The sequence below is a fragment of the Streptomyces sp. NPDC056224 genome, assembly GCF_042267665.1.
GTDB lineage: Bacteria > Actinomycetota > Actinomycetes > Streptomycetales > Streptomycetaceae > Streptomyces.
This window is the reverse complement of sequence record NZ_JBHJTK010000001.1, coordinates 635,014-653,556: the sequence shown is the minus strand read 5'-3', so window position 1 is coordinate 653,556 and position 18,543 is coordinate 635,014. Positions and strand designations below refer to the sequence as shown.

Below are 18,543 nucleotides of genomic sequence, written 5' to 3'. Positions count from 1 at the left end.
CGGCTCCCCCTTACCGGGAGCCGACCGCCCGAGGCGGGCCGCCCGCCCGACGGAGCCGGCAGGTCAGGGGGCCATCTCGTACGCCCCGGCCAGTGCCTCCACGCGCGCCCAGACGCGCGCCGAGCGGTCGGCGTCGAGGACCGGGCGCCGTACCGCGTCGAGGGCCCAGCTCTGCTGGTCCGCGGTGGCGGAGTCCTTGCCGTACAACTCGACCGCGTGTGCGGAGAAGTCGCGCACGAGGACGCCGAACAGCTCGTCGAGCACGTCCGCGTCCAGACCGGACAGCTGTGCCTGCTCCAGGATCAGCTGGCCGTGCACGACCAGCGCGAACAGCTGGCCAACGGCCAGAAGCAGATCGAGGTCCCGGCTCTGCTCCTCGCCCGGGGCGGCGGTCGTGACGAACGCGCACAGCGCGTCGGCCTGTTCGCGGAAGCGGCCGACGTTGGGCACGGCCGCGAACGCGTCGAAGGCCGTGCGCCAGTCGTGGAAGCGCACCGAGCCCAGACCGCGGGCCGGCCCCTGACGGAAGAGGAACGCGTCGTCGGCCGCGTCGAGGCGGGTCGGCACGGGCGCGTACTCGGCCGGTTCCAGCAGGTGGTTGCGCATGAACTTGAGGATCAGCGCGAGGTTGACGTGGACCGTGCCCTCCAGCTTCGGCAGCCCGCGGATCTCGACGGCCGCCTGGGCGAAGTAGGTGTCCTTCTCGAAGCCCTTCGCCGCGATGACGTCCCACAGCAGGTCGATGACCTTCTCGCCCTCCGTGGTCACCTTCATCTTGGTCATCGGGTTGAACAGCAGGTACCGGCGGTCGTCGGGACCGGCCGAGCGGAAGTAGTCCACGGCGCGGTCGCTGAAGAGCTTCATGCCGACGAGGCGGACGTAGGCGTCGGTCAGCTCACGGCGCACGTGCGGGAAGGCGGTGACGGGGCGTCCGTACAGGATGCGGCCCTGCGCGTGGGTGACGGCCTCGTACATCGCGTGCTCGCAGATGCCGATGGACGCGGTGCAGAGGTTGAACTTGCCGACGTTGACCGTGTTGAGCGCGGCGTCGAAGGCGGCGCGACCGGTGTGCAGGACGTCGGCGGCGGCGACCGGGTAGTCGACGAGCCGGAACTCGCTGACGTACTTGGAGGAGTCGACGACGTTCTTCACGAGCTGGTACGCGGGGTGGCGGCTGTCGGCGGCGAAGAAGACGTAGCCGTCGGGGCCCTCGATGTCGGTGCGGCGGCCGAAGACGGAGACGAGACCGGCGGCGTTGCCGTTGCCGATGTAGTACTTGGATCCGCTCGCCCGGAAGCCACCGTCGCCGTCGGGCTCCAGCAGCATGTCGGTCGAGTAGATGTCGGCGCCGTGGGTCTTCTCGGAGAGGCCGAAGGCGAACACCTCGCCCTCGCGCAGGAGCTCCGCCGCGCGGTCGCGGGCGGCGGCGTTGTCGCTCTGCCAGACCGGTCCGAGGCCGAGGATGGTCACCTGCCAGGCGTACCAGTAGTCCAGGCCGTAGAAGCCGAAGATCTCGTTGAGCGCGGCGATCCGTGCGGTGTCCCAGCGCTTGTCCGGCTCGTCCTGGCCTGCGGCGGGGGCCGGGGTCAGGAAGGTCGCGAAGAGCCCCTCCTTCGCGGAGAACGCGAGGAAGTCCGCCAGCCACGCGCGGGAGCGGTAGTCCTCGATCAGCCTGCGCTTGCCGCGGGCCTCGAACCAGTCGACGGTGGCGCGCAGCAGCCTGCGGGTCTCGGCGTCGAAGTGGGCGGGGTCGTACGTGCGCGGGTTGAACAGCAGCGGGTCGCTCATGGAGGTTCGCCTTTCGGGTCGGGGGATGAGGGTGAGGAGGGTGAGGAGGGTGAGGAGGGTGAGGAGGGTGAGGCGAAGGGTGCGGGCGATCAGGAGGTCGCGATCCGGTGGAGCGTGGCGAGTACGTCCTCCAGCCAGGCGAGCTGCATCCGCTCGTAGGCGATGCCGCCACGGAGCACGACGTGCTGGAGCTCCCGCCCGGCGTCCGCCACCGCCGGAGCGTCCGGGCCGGTGAAGTCGCGCAGCTCCCCCGCGAGGTAGTGGGTGAGCCGGTCGGCGTGCGCCCGGTGGTGCCGTTCGACCTCGCGGATCAGTGCGGCGGGGTCGTCGAAGGCCGCGCCGCGGATCTTCACGGCGAGTTCGTGCCGGACGCTGTCGGGCTGGACGGGCTCGTGGAGCCAGGCGGAGAGGGCGTCCCGGCCCGCCGCGGCGACGGAGTACTCCTTCTTGTCCGGCCTCGTCTGCTGGGGCACCTCGCGCACGTCGAGCCAGCCGTCGCCCTCCATGCGCTTGAGCACGCGGTAGATCTGCTGGTGGGTGGCGGTCCAGAAATAGCCGATGGACCGGTCGAACCGCCGGGCCAGCTCATATCCGGAGCCCGGCTTCTCCAGGAGGGAGACGAGGATCGCGTGCTCGAGTGCCATACCCCGATCCTTGTATGCAACTCGTTGCATAGACAAGCGTCACGGCCCGGGTGAGACGCGGCTCACGGCGCCGGCTCTCCGGCTCCGGGCGGGGGCCGGCGGCGGCCCGTCGAGGAGCAAGTCGGCCTAGGCTTCAGCGCGTTGCCGTTGCTGGATCACCGCGTTAGATTTCTGGAAACTGTTTCTGATTCGAGCGGGGCTGACGTGTTAGAGCTGACGGGGAGCGGGGCCGAGCCCCTGGAGGCGGGGGATCCGCGCCGGATCGGGTCGATTCCGCTGGTGGGCCGGCTCGGGGCCGGGGGTATGGGGCGCGTGTACCTCGGCGTCCAGGAGGACCGGTACGTCGCCGTCAAACAACTGCTCTCCTCCGTCGTCGGGGAGGACGAGGACTTCCTGCGCCGTTTCGGGCACGAACTGGACAATCTCGCCCGGCTGCCCGCGGAGGCCACCGCGCCGCTGCTCGCCAGCGACCGCACGGCGAGGCCCCCGTGGTTCGCCACCGCGTACATCCCCGGGCTCACGCTGCGGGAAGCCGTCGGTGTGCACGGCGGCCCGCTGCCCGCGCGGGCCCTGTGGCTGCTGCTGAGGGAAGCGGCGTCGGGCCTGGCGGCGGTGCACGCGCTGGACATGGTGCACCGGGACCTCAAGCCGTCCAACATCATGCTGACCCTCGACGGCCTCACCCTCATCGACTTCGGCGTCGCCCGGGCCGCCGAGCAGAGCCAGCTGACCAGGACCGGCATGGTCGTGGGCACACCCGCCTACATGGCGCCCGAACAAGCCTCGGGCAGAGGGCGGCCCAGCGGCGCCACCGACGTGTTCGCGCTGGGCTCGGTGCTCGCCTACGCGGCGTGCGGGCAGCCGCCCTTCGGCGACGAGTCGGGGCACGGTGTGCTGTACCGCATCGTGCACGAGGAGCCCGACCTGGAGCCGTTGCGGGAGCTGGAGCCGGAGCTCGCCGAGCTCGTCGCGGCCTGTCTCGGCAAGGACCCGGAGGGCCGGCCCACCGCCACCGAACTCCTGGAACGCGCCTCGCGGCACAGCCCGGCCGCCACACCGCCATGGCCGGCCGCCATTGCCGAGCGCCTGGCCGAGCGGGCCGCCTTCGCCGTGAACGTGCAGGAGATCGACGTACCGACGGTCCCGCTCACCGGCGGCGGTCCCGAACCGGACGAGGAGCCGGAGGGGAAGAAGCGGGAGAAGGGGCCGGAGAAGGAGCCGGAGAAGGGGCCCGGGGCGGAGCTCACGCCCGAGGTCGAGTCCCTCCCGGAAGGGCCCGGGGCGCGGGCCAGACGGCCCGAACGGCGCCGCCGCACCCGCGTCTTCCTCGCCGTCGTCCCCGTCGTCGTGGTCGCGGGCGGTACGACCCTCGCCCTCCAGCACCTCCCGTACACGACGTCGCCGCAGGCCGGGGCCCGGAGCACCCCGTCCGCCCCGGTCACGGCACCTGCCGACCCGACGGCGTCGGCGGCGGGCGGCGGCCCGTCGGGGACGGCGTCGCCCGCGCAGTCACCGGCCCAGGACAAGGCCGAGGGGGGCGGTAGCGACACGGGACAGGGCGGGGCGGCCGGCGCCCCGGTCGCGGCCGCCGCGGGCGCCGGGACCGCCCCCGGCGGCGGCAGCGCGAGCGGAGGCCAGAACGGCGCGGGCGGACCCGGAAGCTCCACGATCGCGGGCGGCACCAGCGCCACGCGTCCCACCGGTGGCGGGACGACCACCGCGCCCACGGCCCCGGCGCCCCCGGAATCCGGCACCTACCGCTACCGCAACGGCAACAACAGCAAGTGCATCACCCAGGTCTACGGGGCCTCGGACTTCGGCGAGTGCTCGAACCCGAGCGCCCGGTGGACCGTGCAGAGCAGGTCGGACGGCAGCTTCAAGCTCGTCAACCAGCAGAGCGGGGGGTGCCTGTACTCCAACGGGCTCGGCCAGGCCGTCTTCGTGGGCGACTGCGCCCAGGACATCGGCCGGTTGTGGCGTACGGGTTCGGGTGGCAGCCTGCGCAGCGACTACGGCGGCGGCTGCCTCGATCTCGGCATGGCCGGCGGCCTGGTGACGAAGACGTGCGGCGGGGAGGCGTCACAGCGCTGGACGAGGCAAACCTAGCCCTCGGGCGGCCGGGACACCCCCGGCTCAGTCATTCCGGCAGACGGCAGACGGCAGGGCGAGCCGCGCCTGGTCCGTCGGCCCGTCGGCGCCTCGGGTCGGGACCGCCTCGGCCCACCAGGCGATCAGCCGGTCGGCCATCGCGTCCGTCCCGTGGTCGGCGGGGTCGAGGCCGAAGTGCTCCTCCAGCTCGTACCGGAGGAACTCACCGAGCTCCGCCCGGGTGGTGCCGCGGCGCAGACGCTGGAACAACGGGCCGAGCATGCAGTCGTACTCGTCCCGCGCCAGATCCGCCACGCCGATCGGATCCCACTCGTTGAGCAGGTACCGCAAGTTGTCGAACAGCGACCGAGTCCAGGCAGGCATCTGGCCAGAATGCCACCCGCCGACGGAAGCCGCGACCGAACAGGCGCGGCATCGGCATCGAAGAGTTCCTCGCTACGGTCCTTCCCGTGAACCGTACTGATCGTTTGTATGCGCTGGTCGAAGAGTTGCGTGCAGCTTCGCCCCGCCCGCGGAGCGCCCGGTGGCTGGCCGGGCGGTTCGATGTCAGTTCCCGCACCATCGAGCGCGACCTCAGCGCCCTGCAGGAATCCGGCGTGCCCATCTACGCCGAGCCCGGCCGCAGCGGTGGATACGTCCTGGACAAGAACCACACCCTGCCGCCTTTGACGATCACGCCGGCGGAAGCGACGGCCCTGGCGGTGGGACTGCACGCACTGTCCGGGACACCGTTCGCGGGCGATGCCCGTTCGGCTCTGCACAAGATCCTCGCCATCATGCCTCCACGCGAGCGCCACGCCACCCGCGAGCTCGCCGACCGCGTCCGGCTCACCACTTCCCAGCGGCAACCGACCGGCGTCCCGCGCACGTTGCGAGAGGCACTCTCCACTCGGCAGGTGCTACGCCTGCGCTACGCCGACGCACAGGGAGCCGGCACCGATCGCCTGGTCGAACCCATGGGATTCCTGGGTGGCGACCACTGGTACCTCATCGGCTGGTGCCGACTCCGTGCCGCGGTGCGCGGCTTCCGTCTCGACCGGATCCAACAGGCGAACGCCCTGGCGGAGACGGTCCCGCCGCGCCGCGTGGACCTTTCCGCCGTCGACACCCTGGGCTGGGAGTTCGTACCTCTCGACGAACTCGTAAACACCGACATAGGGCTGTCGCCCAAGGCATAGAAGCTGGTGCCCCACGCCAACGGAAAGGCACCCCGTGCACCTGACGACCCACGCCCACGCCCACACCCCCGCCGCCGCCGACGCCGCCGCCCTGCCGACCCGAGAGCACGGCATCAGGCTGCTGGAGGGGTGGACGGCCCTGTGGAACGGCGAGTTCGCACGCGCGGAGCAGATCCTCACCCCCGGCTTCCGGCTGCGTTTCGCGAACACCGTCGAGGGCACCGGCGCCGACTCCACGCTCGCGCACGGAAGCCTCATCGCCTTCATCGCCGCCCACCGCCGAACCCGGACCGGACTGACCTACGCCCTCGACGGTGCGCCCGTCGTCGACGGTGCGCACGGACAACTCGCCACCCGGTGGACCGCGACGTACACGGACGGCTCGGGCACACCTGTCACCAAGAGCGGCATCGACATGTGCTCCGTGGCCGATGGACGGATCTCCGCCGTGTGGTCGCTCACCGGAGACCGGCGCTTCGCCGCGTAGCCGCGCGCGCTGCGGTGGACCGGGCCGCACACCGGCCCCCGACCGCATCCCGGCCACGACCTGTGCCTCGTGCGGTCCTTGACGGCGCGTCGGGACGCACGGGACCGCCTCGGCCCGGGCCTGACTGCCCGGGCAGGACCGCACCGGCCGACCGTCCCTCCGGCAGTCCCGCTGACGGCACGGCACGCGGCCGACACCGGATCGACTCGGCGACCCGGTGTCGCCGCGCCGTCCGGCTAGAGCTTCGCGATGTCCTTGTGCATCACGTCGACGCTGTCGGCGTGGTACGCGGCGAGGCGCACCTTGAGCGGATGCCCGGCAGGGGCCTTGATGACGACGTCGAGCGTCTCCCCCACGGTGCCGCCGTAGCACCCGGGCTCGGAGTTGAGGGACTGCCAGCCGTCCCCGCCGGCCTTCGGGTCGTTCCACTGCACCCAGGCGCAGTCGGCGGAGCCGCCGGTTGCCCGCACGGAGATGATCTTGACGGAGTTCACCGCACCGTCGACGTGCTCATAGATCACCCTCCCGGTGCTGTGGTGGAGTCCGGCACCGGCGTCCAGGGTGACCGTGCTGGCCGAGGGCTCGGCCGCGGCCGGAGTCACCGTTCCCGCGAACGTCACGGCCGTCACGGCGAGGGCGGCACACAGTGCAGATATGCGCATGTTCCGTCTCCACAAGGCTAGTTGGGGTGACGGCACTCTATCCCGTGGGTCGATCCGGCCCTCCGACGGCTCGCCATTTTCAGACACCGGAAAGCCGCTTGCGATGGTTCCGATCGGCACACGAGTGCCGTGGCCGGAAAGGTCTGTCGGGCGGTGAAGTGCGGCGCCCTGGGGTACCTCCCAGCGGTGGCCGGGGGAGCGTCGCGGGCCGGGCGCTACTTTGACGACAGGGCCTGGGCGCAGGCCGGGCACAGGCCGCGGTAGGTGATCTCGGCTTCCGACACGGTGAAGCCGAACCGTTCCCCGGTCGGGAGGGCGGCCAGCGCGTCACCGGTCGGGCGGACATCGCGGATGAGGCCGCAGCCGGAGCACACCAAGTGCTGGTGCGGCTGGTGCCCGTTGGGGTCGTACCGCTTCGCGCGGCCGTTGGCGGAGACCTCCACGACCTCGCCGAGGGAGACGAGCTCGCCCAGGGCGTTGTAGACCGTCGCCCGGGATATCTCCGGGAGCAGCCGCGCCGCGCGGGCGTGCACCTCGTCGGCCGTGAGGTGCACGTGCTCGCCGTCGAGGACCTCGGCCACGACCCGCCGCTGCGACGTCATCCGCCAGCCACGCCCCCGCAGCCGCTCCAGCAGGTCACTCATATCGGTTCCCCTCTTCGGTCCGGTGGGATGACCCGGCGCGGATGCGCACCCGTCCGGGATCCGACGGCATATGGGATTGGCGGCCTTCTTGACTTGGATTGTGTCCATCGTAGGATCGGTTACACAGATGGCAAAGAGGCAGGACGACTCCACCGCGGCGGGAGACAGAGACGTGACGGACCACCGCCGAGGAGCCGCGCGGTGCCGACACCTGCCGGTGGCGGCCGCTCGCGTCCCACTGTCCGAGACCGTCCGGGACGGTGACCACCTCGGCGTCGAGGAGATCGACTAGGCCGAGGACGAGCCGGGGGCCCGAGCCCCGGCAGTTCCACCGCATTCAGTTCCTGAACACCGTGATCCGCCTGGTACGGAAGGATTCCCATGTCTGAGAACCACGATGCAATCGTCGTAGACGCCAAGGCCGAGGGCGGAGGTGGCTGCCCGGTCGCGCACGAGCGCGCGCCGCACCCGACGCAGGGCGGCGGAAACCGCCAGTGGTGGCCCGAGCGGCTCAACCTGAAGATCCTCGCCAAGAACCCCGCCGTCGCGAACCCCCTCGGCGAGGAGTTCGACTACGCCGCGGCGTTCAAGACCCTCGACCTCCCGGCGGTCAAGCAGGACATCGCCCAGGTGCTGACGACCTCGCAGGACTGGTGGCCCGCCGACTTCGGCCACTACGGCCCGTTCATGATCCGGATGGCCTGGCACAGCGCCGGCACCTACCGGATCAGCGACGGCCGCGGCGGCGCCGGGGCCGGCCAGCAGCGCTTCGCACCCCTGAACAGCTGGCCGGACAACGGCAACCTCGACAAGGCCCGCCGTCTGCTGTGGCCGGTCAAGAAGAAGTACGGCCAGAGCCTCTCGTGGGCCGACCTGATGATCCTCACCGGCAACGTCGCCCTGGAGCAGATGGGATTCGAGACCTTCGGCTTCGGCGGCGGCCGCGCCGACGTCTGGGAGCCCGACGAGGACGTCTACTGGGGTCCCGAGACCACCTGGCTCGACGACGAGCGCTACACGGGCGACCGCGAGCTGGAGAACCCCCTGGGCGCCGTCCAGATGGGCCTCATCTACGTCAACCCGGAGGGCCCGAACGGCAACCCGGACCCGCTCGCCGCGGCCCGCGACATCCGTGAGACCTTCCGCCGGATGGCGATGAACGACGAGGAGACCGTCGCCCTGATCGCGGGCGGTCACACCTTCGGAAAGACCCACGGCGCGGGTCCCGCGGAGAACGTCGGCGCCGACCCCGAGGCCGCCCCGATCGAGCAGCAGGGCCTCGGCTGGAACAACTCCTACGGCACCGGCAAGGGCGCGGACGCCATCACCAGTGGCCTGGAGGGCATCTGGACGAACACCCCGACCGCCTGGGACAACAGCTTCTTCGACATCCTGTTCGGCTACGAGTGGGAGCTGTTCAAGAGCCCCGCCGGCGCGCACCAGTGGCGGCCGAAGGAAGGCGCGGGAGCGGGCACGGTGCCCGACGCCCACGACCCGTCGAAGAGCCACGCCCCGACGATGCTCACCACGGACCTCTCGCTGCGGTTCGACCCGGCCTACGAGCAGATCTCCCGGCGCTTCCACGAGAACCCCGCCGAATTCGCGGACGCCTTCGCCCGTGCGTGGTTCAAGCTGACCCACCGCGACATGGGCCCGGTGGTGCGCTACCTCGGCCCCGAGGTCCCGGCCGAGACGCTGCTGTGGCAGGACCCCCTGCCCGCCGTCACCCACGAGCTCGTCGACGCCTCGGACATCGCCTCCCTCAAGAGCCGGATCCTCGCATCGGACCTCGCGGTGTCCCAGCTCGTCTCCACCGCGTGGGCGTCCGCCTCGTCCTTCCGCGGCAGCGACAAGCGGGGCGGCGCCAACGGCGCGCGCGTCCGCCTCCAGCCGCAGAGCGGATGGGAGGTCAACGAGCCCGACGAGCTCGCGACCGTCCTGCGCACCCTGACGGGGATCCAGGAGGCCTTCAACGCCGAGCAGAGCGGCGGCAAGCGGATCTCGCTCGCCGACCTGATCGTGCTGGCCGGCGCCGCCGCGGTCGAGCAGGCCGCCAAGGACGCGGGCTCCGACGTCACGGTCCCCTTCACGCCGGGCCGCGCGGACGCCACGCAGGAGCAGACCGACGTGGAGTCCTTCGCCGCGCTGGAGCCGACCGCCGACGGGTTCCGCAACTACCTCGGGAAGGGCAACCGTCTGCCGGCCGAGTACCTGCTGCTCGACCGGGCGAACCTGCTGACCCTGAGCGCCCCCGAGCTGACGGTCCTCATCGGTGGTCTGCGCGTCCTCGGCGCGAACCACCAGCAGTCGCCGCACGGCGTCTTCACCACGACCCCGGGCTCCCTGACGAACGACTTCTTCGTCAACCTGCTCGACCTGGGCACGACGTGGACGGCGACGTCCGGGGACGCGAACACCTTCGAGGGCCGCGACGCCGCAACCGGCGAGGTCAAGTGGACCGGCACCCGTGCCGACCTTGTCTTCGGGTCGAACTCCGAGCTGCGCGCGCTCGCGGAGGTCTACGCGAGCGACGACGCGAGGCAGAAGTTCGTCGAGGACTTCGTCGCGGCGTGGGACAAGGTCATGAACCTCGACCGGTTCGACCTGGTCTGACCAGCAGGTCCGGGCCGGCCGCACGGCCGGCCCGGACCTCCTCGGCGCGGTCGCGCTACGCGGAAGCCCTGCCCGGGCCCATGGGCCCACCGTTCGCGGGCGGGTACCCGGGCCTCGCCGGTATCGACGCCCGCACGGGCGCCGGGGGCAGCGGCGGGAAGGGCGGGAGGGACGGCTCGTACAGCCAGGCCGAGAACAGGTCGTCCATCGGCTCGGCCGCGTACCGCGCCACGTGGCCGGTGAAGTGTCCCGTGGTCACCACGCCGTGGCGGTGGACGGCGGCCCAGTCGCGCAGCATGCGGAAGAACGCGCCGTCGCCCAGGGCGCAGCGGATCGCGTGCACGGCGAGCCCCCCGCGCTCGTAGAGGCGGTCGTCGAACATCAGCTTGCGGCCCGGGTCGACCACGCGCAGGTCCTGGGCCTGCGGGGCGAGCAGCCGGTGCGCGGCGGCCGCCAGTTCGTGCGCGGTGCGCCCGCCGGAGCGCTCCGACCAGAGCCATTCCGCGTACTTCGCGAAGCCCTCGTTCAGCCAGATGTGCCGCCAGTCGGCGATGGTCACGCTGTTGCCGAACCACTGGTGTGCGAGCTCGTGGGCGATCAGGCGCTCCGAGCCGCGTACGCCGTCCACGTGGTTGGCGCCGAACAGGGAGAGTCCCTGGGCTTCCACCGGGACGTCCAGTTCCTCGTCGGCGACGACCACCGCGTACTCGCCGAAGGGATAGGGCCCGAACAGTTCCTCGAACAGCTGCATCATCGCGGGCTGCCGGGCGAAGTCGCGCGAGAACCGCGGCAGCAGGTGCGCCGGCACGTGGGCGCTCTGCGGAACACCACCGAGCCCGGGATCGCCGAGCAGCACCGTCTGGTACATGCCGATGGACAGGCCGACCAGGTAGCTGGAGGTCGGCGCGGACTGCTCGTACACCCAGGTGGTGGTGCTGGCCTTCGTCGTCCGGGTCAGCAGCCGGCCGCCGGCCACCACCGTGTAGGCGGACGGTGTGTTGACGGAGATCTGGTACGAGGCCTTGTCGGCGGGCCGGTCGTTGCACGGGTACCAGGAGGGCGCGCCGACCGGCTGGCTGGCGACCAGCGCCCCGTCGGTCAGTTCCTCCCAGCCGAGGCCGCCCCACGGGCTCCGCACCGGCTTGGGGTTGCCCGCCCAGTGCACCTCGACGGTGAATGCGGCGCCCGCCGGCAGCGGCTTGGCCGGCCGGATTCGGAGTTTGCCGCCCCGGTGCGCGTAGTGCGGCGCCCGGCCGTTCAGCAGGACCCGGCCCACTTTGAACTCGGCCAGGTTGAGGTGGAACTCGGTGAGCGGTGCCCGTCCGGCGATCGCGCTGAGCCGGGCCGTCCCGGCCAGCCGGTTGGGGCCGGGACGGTATTCCAGAGCGAGTTCGTACCGGTGCACGCGGTAACGGGTGTCGCCGTTGGCCGGAAAGTACGGGTCCGATGCCGCTGTCCTCTGGCCGCTCACTGCCGCTTCCGCTCCCTGCGCTGTGCTCGTACGACGTGCGGGTGTTGCCGAGGGCCGGCCCTTCTCAAGGCCGCCAGGCCTCGATCGGGTTTCCGAGCCAGCGGGTATCGGCGGGGACCGATTCGCCGGCCATCACGAGTGAGGCGGGACCCAGTGTGCTGCGGGCCCCGATCGTGCTCCCGGGCAGGACGATTCCGCCCGGGCCCAGGGTGGCGCCCTCACGGAGGACCACAGTATCCGTCCTCAAGATCCGGTCATGGAAGAGGTGAGTCTGCAGCACACAGCCACGGTTCACGCTGACCGCGTCGCCCAGCACCACCAGGTCCGTCTCGGGCAGCCAGTAGCTCTCGCACCACACGCCCCGGCCGATCCGCGCCCCGAGCCCGCGCAGCCACAGGGCCAGCAGCGGCGTACCGGGCACCGATCCGACGAGCCACGGCACGGCCAGTACCTCGACGAAGGTGTCGGCCAGCTCGTTGCGCCAAACGAAGCCGCTCCACAGGGGGTGCTCCCCCGTCCGGTGCCGGCCCACCAGCAGCCACTTCGCGGCCACGGCGACCGCGCACGCGGCGCCGCCGGCGGCGAGCAGGGCCGCCCCGGACAGCAGTGCCGCTCCCCAGATCCCCAGGCCGCTCTCCGTGATCAGCGCGCAGAGCGCCGCCACGGTCAGCACGGCCAGCGCGGCCGAGCAGAACACCGGGACCAGCCGGCACAGCTCCACCAGTCCGCGCGCCCACAGCAGCCGCGCGGGCGGGTCGTACGTCCGGCTCTGGTCCGCGTCCGCCGCGGAGCGCGGCAGCCGGACCGGCGGCAGGCCCAGGTACGAGCTGCCCTTCTTGGCCTTCTTCGGGGTGGCGGACAGCACGCCGACCAGCCCGTCGTCCGGTACGTTGCGGCCCGGCGCGGTCATTCCGGAGTTGCCGAGGAAGGCCCGGCGGCCGATCTCGGAATGTCCGATCCGCATCCAGCCGCCGCCCAGTTCGTACGGGGCGGTCAGGGTGTCGTCGGCCAGGAAGGCGCCCTCGCCGACGGTGGTGAGGCTCGGCAGCGCGAGCACGGTGGACACCTCCGCGCCGCGGCCGATCTTCATGCCGAGCAGCCGCAGCCACACCGGTGTGATCAGTCCGGCGTACAGCGGGAAGAGGGTTTCCCGGGACAGGTCCATCAGCTGGGTGACCGTCCAGGCCTGCCAGCCGACCCGGGAGTGCGTCGGATGGTTGCCCGTACGCAGCCCGAGGCTGAGCAGCCGTACCGGGACCAGCAGGAGCAGCGCGTACGCGAACCCGTAGGCGAGCGCCCCGGGCACCACGGCGAGCAGCGCTCCGCGCAGGGCCGCGGCCAGGCCCGCGTCGGCCGGCACGAACCGGCTCAGCACGAGCAGGGCGGGGAGGGTGGCGAGCACGGGCAGGACCGTGAGGCCGAAGCCGGCCGCACCGTACGCGGCCCGCCAGGGGAGCCCGCGCGGCGGGCGTTCCTCGGGCCAGTTCCGCTTGGCCCTGCCCAGCTTGCCGGCCGGCGCTCCGGCCCAGCGCTGGCCGGTGGGAATCTGGCCGACCACGGCGGAGCCGGGCGCCACCTCGGCGCGCTTGCCGACGCGAGCGCCGGGGAAGAGGATGCTGCGGGTGCCGACCACGGCGCCCGCGCCGACCTTGACCGGGCCGATCTCGAGGCGGTCGCCGTCCAGCCAGTGGCCGGAGAGGTCCACCTCGGACTCGACGGCGCAGCCGCGGCCGAGCTTGAGCATGCCCGTGACCGGGGGCAGCGAGTGCAGGTCCACCTCGGGGCCGATCCTGGCGCCGAGAGCGCGGGCGTAGCGCTCCAGCCAGGAGCCGGTGAGCGAGGTCGCGCCGACGTACTCGGCCAGCCGTTCGGCCGTCCACAGCCTCAGGTGCACGCTCCCGCCGCGCGGGTGGCGTCCCGCCTTCACCCCGCGCAGCAGCAGGCGGGCGCCGCCGGCCGCGATCACGAGGCGGCCGGGCGGGCTGAAGAGCAGCACCGCGCCGGCGGCCACGAGCCACCAGGAGGCGGTCGGCGCCCACGGATAGGGCCCGAACAGGTGCAGGACGTTGCCCAGGGCCAGCAGCGCCACGGTCCAGCGAAGGCCGACCAGCGTGAACAGCGGGAGCAGCAGGAGCGACTGGATCACCTTGGACCGCAGCGGTACCGGGGGGATGGTCCGGGCCGCACCGTCGTCCTGTACGGACTTCTCCAGCCTCCGGGCCAGCTTGCGCAGGGTGGGCTGCTGGTAGATGTCGAGCACGGCCGCGCTCGGATAGCGGGTGCGCAGCCGGGTGGTGAGCTGGGCGGCGGCGAGGCTGTTGCCGCCGATCGCGAAGAAGTCGTCGGCGGCGCCGGTGACGGCCACTCCGAGGGTCTCGCCCCACTGCTCGGCGAGCCAGGCCTCGGTGCCGTACAGCTGTTCGGCGGGGCCGGTGGTCTCCAGTTCGGGCAGGGGCCAGGGCAGCGCGTCCCGGTCCACCTTGCCGGACGTACGGGTCGGCAGCTCGTCGACCGGCGCGAGCAGCGGTACGAGGGCCGCGGGCAGCTCGGCGCGCAGCCGCTCCACGGCGGCCGAGCGGTCCCAGCCCTCCTGGGTGACCAGGTAGCCGACGAGCAGCTGGTTGCCGCTGCGCGCCGTGCGCACGGCGGCGGCCGCGCCGGCGACGCCGGGCAGGGCCTGCAGCGCGGCGTCCACCTCGCCCAGCTCGATCCTGCGACCGCCCAGCTTGATCTGCTCGTCACCGCGGCCGAGGAAGACCAGCCCCTCCGGTTCCGCGCGGACGAGGTCACCGCTGCGGTAGGCGCGCTCCCAGCCGAGGGATTCCAGCGGGGCGTACTTCTCGGCGTCCTTCTCGGCGTCGAGGTAGCGGGCCAGTCCGACGCCGCCGATCACGAGCTGGCCGCTGCCGCCCATCGGCACCGGCTCCCCGGACTCGTCGACCACGGCCAGTTCCCAGCCGTTCAGCGGGAGACCGATCCGGATCGGTTCCTCACCGGTCAGCAGCGAGGCGCAGGCGACGACGGTGGCCTCGGTGGGGCCGTACGTGTTCCAGACCTCGCGGCCCTCGGTGACCAGGCGCTGGGTCAGCTCGGGCGGGCAGGCCTCGCCGCCGAAGATCAGCAGTCGGACCTCGCCCAGGTCCTCCGGCTCCCAGAGCGCGGCCAGGGTCGGCACCGTGGAGACCACGGTGATCTCCTGCTCCACCAGCCAGGGACCGAGGTCGGCGCCGCTGCGCACCTGGGAGCGGGGCACGGGCACCAGGCAGGCGCCGTGGCGCCAGGCCAGCCACATCTCCTCGCAGGAGGCGTCGAAGGCGACGGACAGTCCGGCCATGACCCGGTCGCCGGGCGCGATCGGCTCCTCGGCGAGGAACAGCGCGGCCTCGGCGTCCACGAAGGCGGCGGCGCTGCGATGGCTGACGGCGACGCCCTTGGGCTTGCCGGTGGAGCCGGAGGTGAAGATGATCCAGGCGTCGTGCCCCGGGCCGGGGCGCGCCGCGGAGGAAGGTCGGGCGTCCGCGTGACCGATGACGTCGATGCGCGCTCCGGCGCCCAGCACGGCCCGTACCCCGGCCTCGCCGAAGACCAGCTCGGCGCGCTCGTCGGGGTCCTCCGCGTCGACGGGCACGTAGGCGGCGCCTGCGGCGAGCACGGCGAGGACGGCCGCGTACAGCTCGTTGGTCCCGGACGGCACGCGTACGCCGACCCGGTCGCCGAGGCCCACTCCGGCGGCCGCGAGAGCGCGCCGCCGGCGCTCGACCTCGACGGCCAGTGCCCGGTAGGTCAGCCGGACGGCGCCGTCGTCCAGGGCGAGCTCGTCGGGGTACTCCCGTACGGAGGCCTCGAAGACGTCGACGAGGGTCCGTGGCGGGGCGGCGGGTCCGGCGGACAGGAGGGCGGCCTTGCCGGACTCCTGGTGCGCCTGCGCGTGCGCCTCCCCGTGCGCCTCCCCGTGCCTCTCCCCGTCCGTCTCCCGGTGCGTCTCACCGTCGTCGAGGAGAGTCAGTTCACCGCGCTCAGGTGTGGCTGCCATCGGCCCTCGTGTCTCGTTCCCGGAGAATCCCCGGGTCGCCGGGCGGAGCCCGGGTTTGCCCGGGTTGTTCCGGTCCAGTGCCAAACAGCCCTCCAGTCTAGTGCGCCGTCAAGGATTTTCTGGTTGAAGCCTTGCGCGTGGCTGGGAAGGAACGGTATTGCGCATCGCCTAGCCTGCGAGAACTGACAACTCATGAGGAAAAGGGGAATCACATGCCTTCCCGACTCAATCCGTACATCAGTTTCGACGGCGACGCCCGCCAGGCCATGGAGTTCTACCAGGGCACCTTCGGCGGCACCCTGACCCTGAACACCTACGGTGACTTCGGCGGTCAGGAGGCCGGGGACGCCGCCGGACGGATCATGCACGGCATGCTCGAGACCGACAGCGGCTTCACCCTGATGGCTGCCGACAACCCGCCGGGCACGACGCACGAGCCCGGGAACAACATCGCGGTGAGCCTGAGCGGGGATGACGCCGGCGAACTGCGCGGGTACTGGGACAAGCTCTCCGCGACCGGTACGGTCGCGGTCCCGCTGGACAAGCAGATGTGGGGCGACGTGTTCGGCATGTGCACGGACCGCTTCGGCATCACCTGGATGGTCAACATCAGCGAGCAGCGGGCCTGAAAGCGCGCGCCCGGCCGGACGGCCGGTCCTCCCCGCGGTTCGACGTGCGGGCCGTCCCGCGGGTCGGAAGACTGGGGGCATGGCAGACAAAGCAGCGCTTGAGGGCGGCCCCGACGACCTGCTCGAGCGGATCGTTCCGGCCCCCGCGCCCGGAGAAGACCTGAAGATCCCGCACCGGGGCGGGTACGAACACTTCCGGCCCACCTCGCGGCACCGGACCGGCCCGGAGGGCGAGCTGCCGGTGTACGAGTGGTGGGAGCGAACGGAGGTCGCCGAGTAGAGCGGTGGCCGCGCGCCGTGCACCCGCCCGTCGTACGGGCGGCACGCGCCGCCACCCGGCTCGGCACGACGCCGTCGGCGTCCGGACCGGCTCCGCGTGAACGGCTCCCCCGGCAGGGACCGTTGGGAGACACCGGGAGCGGTGCGGGCCGAGCCTCGCGGCCGGTCGCCCGCGCCGGGGCTACGGTGGACGGGTCCCCCCGCCCTGCGACCTGCGGATGAGGCTGCCAGCTGTGTCGACGTCGAGCCATGAACTCTTTGGTGCACCGTGCTGGGTCAGCCTGATGACCCGGGATCTGGACTCCGCCCGGCGGTTCTACAGCGCCGTGCTGGGCTGGGAGTTCCGCAGCACCCGCATCGGCGAGGGCTTCACGGTTGCCCTGCGCGACGGAGCTCCCGTCGCGGGCATGGGCGCACTGGCCGAGGGCCTCAGCATTCCGGTGGCGTGGACGCCGTACTTCGCCGTCGACGACGCCGACGCCACCGCCGCGCGGATCCGCGAGCGCGGAGCCACCATGGCCGTGGGCCCCCTCGCCTTCGGCACCGGGCGGGCCGCCCTGGCCGCGGACCCCGCCGGGGCCGTCTTCGGCTTCTGGCAGGGCGAGGTCATCCCGGACTGGGCGGTGGGCCGGGGAAGCGCTCCGGCGTGGCTGGAACTGCGCACGCGCGACGCGTTCGCCGCGGCCATCTTCTACGGCGAGGTCCTCGACTGGGCCACCGAGCGGCCCGGCTCGTGCACCGTCTCCTACGAACACGACCACGTGGTGCTGCGGCACGGCCACGACACCGTCGCACGGATCAGCGGCGGTGCGCTGGAGGAGGCCCCTGACCCGCTGGTCCGCCCCCGCTGGCACGTCCACTTCCACGTACCCGATCTGGAGGGCGCGGCGGACGCCGCGACCGCTCTGGGCGGCCGGGTCGCCGGTCCCGTCCGCACGACGAGCGCCGACCGCTCGGTGGCCCTCAGCGACCCCGAGGGCGCGCTCTTCACCGTGATGAGCCCTCAGCGGCCCCCGGCCTGAAGCGGCGTCCCTCCTGGCCGTGGCCCCGGCCGGAATCAGCCGCTCACGGACCTGGTTGGGACAGGTGTCGGACACTTCTCCTGGAGGCGGTCCCATGATCCAGGTATCCATACCGCTGATACCCGCCGCCGACGGCGTACTGCTGATACCCGCCGACCATGTCACCGAGCTGTTGCGCCGCCTCGCGGCCGACTGGCTGTACTCCACCGACTCCGGAGAGATGAGCGGTGATCCACGGACGGTGCTCGATCTGGCGGGCGTGCTGGACCAGGTCGCCGATCAGATCGACGTCGAATGCATCGGACTCGCATCGGGCACGCGCCACTAGGGGGTGTCGTCCGTACACGGGTCCGGCCGTCAGTACACGAGCTTGTACGACACGTCCTTCGCGACCGGGGACGGTGCGGTGTCGGTGTAGACGAGCCGGATCATGGTGAACCGCTTGACACCGGCGTGTTCGGGCCAGGGCTCCGGCTTGCTCAGGCTCACCTTCACCGGGTAGGAGCGGAAGCGGCCCGCGGCGCAGTAGGGGCGGCAGTCGTTCACCATGTCGGTGCCGGTGGCCGTCGCGGTCCGCCGTCCCCAGGTGTCCCAGCGCAGCCCCACGAGGCGGTTGTTGCCGTCCCCGCAGGCCAGCAGGTATTCCTCGGGGCGTACCTGGGCCTGCGCGAAGCAGTCGGCTACCACGACCGTTCCAGGCGGCGGGGTCGGCGTCGGTGCGGCCCCCGACCGGGCGGAGGCGGGAACGGTGGCCGCCACGAGGGCCGCCGCCGCGCACAACAACGTGGCCGTCCGCACCCTGGAGCGGGGTGCGCGGGCGGGCCGACCGTCTCCTGAAGTCTCCACGAGACCCTCCTCGACTGCCTGTCCCATCGTCCAACTGCTCGGCCATGCCAGCTTCCCCCATCCGGACGGACCACGCACCCGCTGGAGCGCCGCGGCCCCGCGGCCGGGGCGCACCAGGGGCATCGGGGGCGGAAGGCA

At 72.2% G+C, this 18,543-nt stretch carries 16 protein-coding genes and 1 pseudogene; 9 read left to right on the top strand and 8 right to left on the bottom strand.

Annotation, left to right across the window (positions count from 1 at the left end; genetic code table 11):
- Nucleotides 1–63: 63 nt before the first annotated feature.
- Both ACFCZ1_RS02980 and ACFCZ1_RS02975 read right to left on the bottom strand, forming a co-directional pair.
- Nucleotides 64–1,788, bottom strand: coding sequence for an acyl-CoA dehydrogenase family protein (locus ACFCZ1_RS02980; protein ID WP_376676546.1), 1,725 nt, complete (start codon nt 1,786–1,788; stop codon nt 64–66).
- A gap of 89 nt (nt 1,789–1,877) precedes the next feature.
- Nucleotides 1,878–2,432, bottom strand: coding sequence for a PadR family transcriptional regulator (locus tag ACFCZ1_RS02975; RefSeq protein ID WP_376676545.1), 555 nt, complete (start codon nt 2,430–2,432; stop codon nt 1,878–1,880).
- 204 nt (nt 2,433–2,636) lie between these two features.
- Between ACFCZ1_RS02975 and ACFCZ1_RS02970 the strand changes: the two genes are divergently transcribed.
- Nucleotides 2,637–4,538, top strand: coding sequence for a protein kinase (locus ACFCZ1_RS02970; RefSeq protein WP_376676544.1), 1,902 nt, complete (start codon nt 2,637–2,639; stop codon nt 4,536–4,538).
- A 27-nt stretch (nt 4,539–4,565) separates the two neighbouring features.
- Here the strand turns inward: ACFCZ1_RS02970 and ACFCZ1_RS02965 are convergent, their stop codons facing one another.
- Nucleotides 4,566–4,904, bottom strand: a complete 339-nt coding sequence (locus ACFCZ1_RS02965; protein WP_376676543.1) for a hypothetical protein — start codon at nt 4,902–4,904, stop codon at nt 4,566–4,568.
- 86 nt (nt 4,905–4,990) lie between these two features.
- On the opposite strand from ACFCZ1_RS02965, the gene ACFCZ1_RS02960 reads away from it, so the two are divergent.
- Both ACFCZ1_RS02960 and ACFCZ1_RS02955 read left to right on the top strand, forming a co-directional pair.
- On the top strand, nt 4,991–5,719 hold the full coding sequence (locus ACFCZ1_RS02960; protein WP_376676542.1) for a helix-turn-helix transcriptional regulator: 729 nt from the start codon (nt 4,991–4,993) through the stop codon (nt 5,717–5,719).
- Nucleotides 5,720–5,753: 34 nt separating this feature from the next.
- Nucleotides 5,754–6,206 (top strand): nuclear transport factor 2 family protein, encoded by a 453-nt coding sequence (locus tag ACFCZ1_RS02955; RefSeq protein ID WP_376676541.1) that lies wholly within the window; start codon nt 5,754–5,756, stop codon nt 6,204–6,206.
- 236 nt (nt 6,207–6,442) lie between these two features.
- Here ACFCZ1_RS02955 and ACFCZ1_RS02950 read toward each other — a convergent pair whose 3' ends face one another.
- Both ACFCZ1_RS02950 and ACFCZ1_RS02945 read right to left on the bottom strand, forming a co-directional pair.
- A complete protein-coding gene (locus tag ACFCZ1_RS02950; RefSeq protein ID WP_376676540.1) occupies nt 6,443–6,868 on the bottom strand; it encodes a hypothetical protein in 426 nt (141 codons plus the stop codon).
- 215 nt (nt 6,869–7,083) lie between these two features.
- Entirely contained in the window at nt 7,084–7,512 is a 429-nt protein-coding gene (locus tag ACFCZ1_RS02945; protein ID WP_376676539.1) for a Fur family transcriptional regulator, read from the bottom strand.
- Nucleotides 7,513–7,691: 179 nt separating this feature from the next.
- On the opposite strand from ACFCZ1_RS02945, the pseudogene ACFCZ1_RS02940 reads away from it, so the two are divergent.
- Nucleotides 7,692–7,798: pseudogene (locus tag ACFCZ1_RS02940) on the top strand (transcriptional repressor); the annotation flags it as partial.
- 95 nt (nt 7,799–7,893) lie between these two features.
- Nucleotides 7,894–10,125, top strand: a complete 2,232-nt coding sequence (gene katG, locus ACFCZ1_RS02935) for a catalase/peroxidase HPI (protein ID WP_376676538.1) — start codon at nt 7,894–7,896, stop codon at nt 10,123–10,125.
- Nucleotides 10,126–10,180: 55 nt separating this feature from the next.
- Here katG and ACFCZ1_RS02930 read toward each other — a convergent pair whose 3' ends face one another.
- Nucleotides 10,181–11,596 (bottom strand): M1 family metallopeptidase, encoded by a 1,416-nt coding sequence (locus ACFCZ1_RS02930; protein WP_376676537.1) that lies wholly within the window; start codon nt 11,594–11,596, stop codon nt 10,181–10,183.
- A gap of 64 nt (nt 11,597–11,660) precedes the next feature.
- Nucleotides 11,661–15,629 (bottom strand): Pls/PosA family non-ribosomal peptide synthetase, encoded by a 3,969-nt coding sequence (locus ACFCZ1_RS02925; protein ID WP_376676536.1) that lies wholly within the window; start codon nt 15,627–15,629, stop codon nt 11,661–11,663.
- Nucleotides 15,630–15,841: 212 nt separating this feature from the next.
- On the opposite strand from ACFCZ1_RS02925, the gene ACFCZ1_RS02920 reads away from it, so the two are divergent.
- From ACFCZ1_RS02920 to ACFCZ1_RS02905, 4 genes are all read left to right on the top strand, one after another.
- Nucleotides 15,842–16,258, top strand: a complete 417-nt coding sequence (locus tag ACFCZ1_RS02920; protein WP_376676535.1) for a VOC family protein — start codon at nt 15,842–15,844, stop codon at nt 16,256–16,258.
- Between the two features lie 79 nt (nt 16,259–16,337).
- The gene (locus tag ACFCZ1_RS02915; RefSeq protein ID WP_376676534.1) at nt 16,338–16,538 is read left to right on the top strand and encodes a DUF5988 family protein; all 201 of its coding nucleotides are present in this window, start codon (nt 16,338–16,340) and stop codon (nt 16,536–16,538) included.
- 283 nt (nt 16,539–16,821) lie between these two features.
- A complete protein-coding gene (locus tag ACFCZ1_RS02910; protein ID WP_376676533.1) occupies nt 16,822–17,559 on the top strand; it encodes a VOC family protein in 738 nt (245 codons plus the stop codon).
- A 94-nt stretch (nt 17,560–17,653) separates the two neighbouring features.
- Entirely contained in the window at nt 17,654–17,887 is a 234-nt protein-coding gene (locus tag ACFCZ1_RS02905) for a DUF6213 family protein (RefSeq protein WP_376676532.1), read from the top strand.
- A 29-nt stretch (nt 17,888–17,916) separates the two neighbouring features.
- Here the strand turns inward: ACFCZ1_RS02905 and ACFCZ1_RS02900 are convergent, their stop codons facing one another.
- On the bottom strand, nt 17,917–18,405 hold the full coding sequence (locus tag ACFCZ1_RS02900) for a hypothetical protein (protein WP_376676531.1): 489 nt from the start codon (nt 18,403–18,405) through the stop codon (nt 17,917–17,919).
- Nucleotides 18,406–18,543 lie beyond the last annotated feature (138 nt).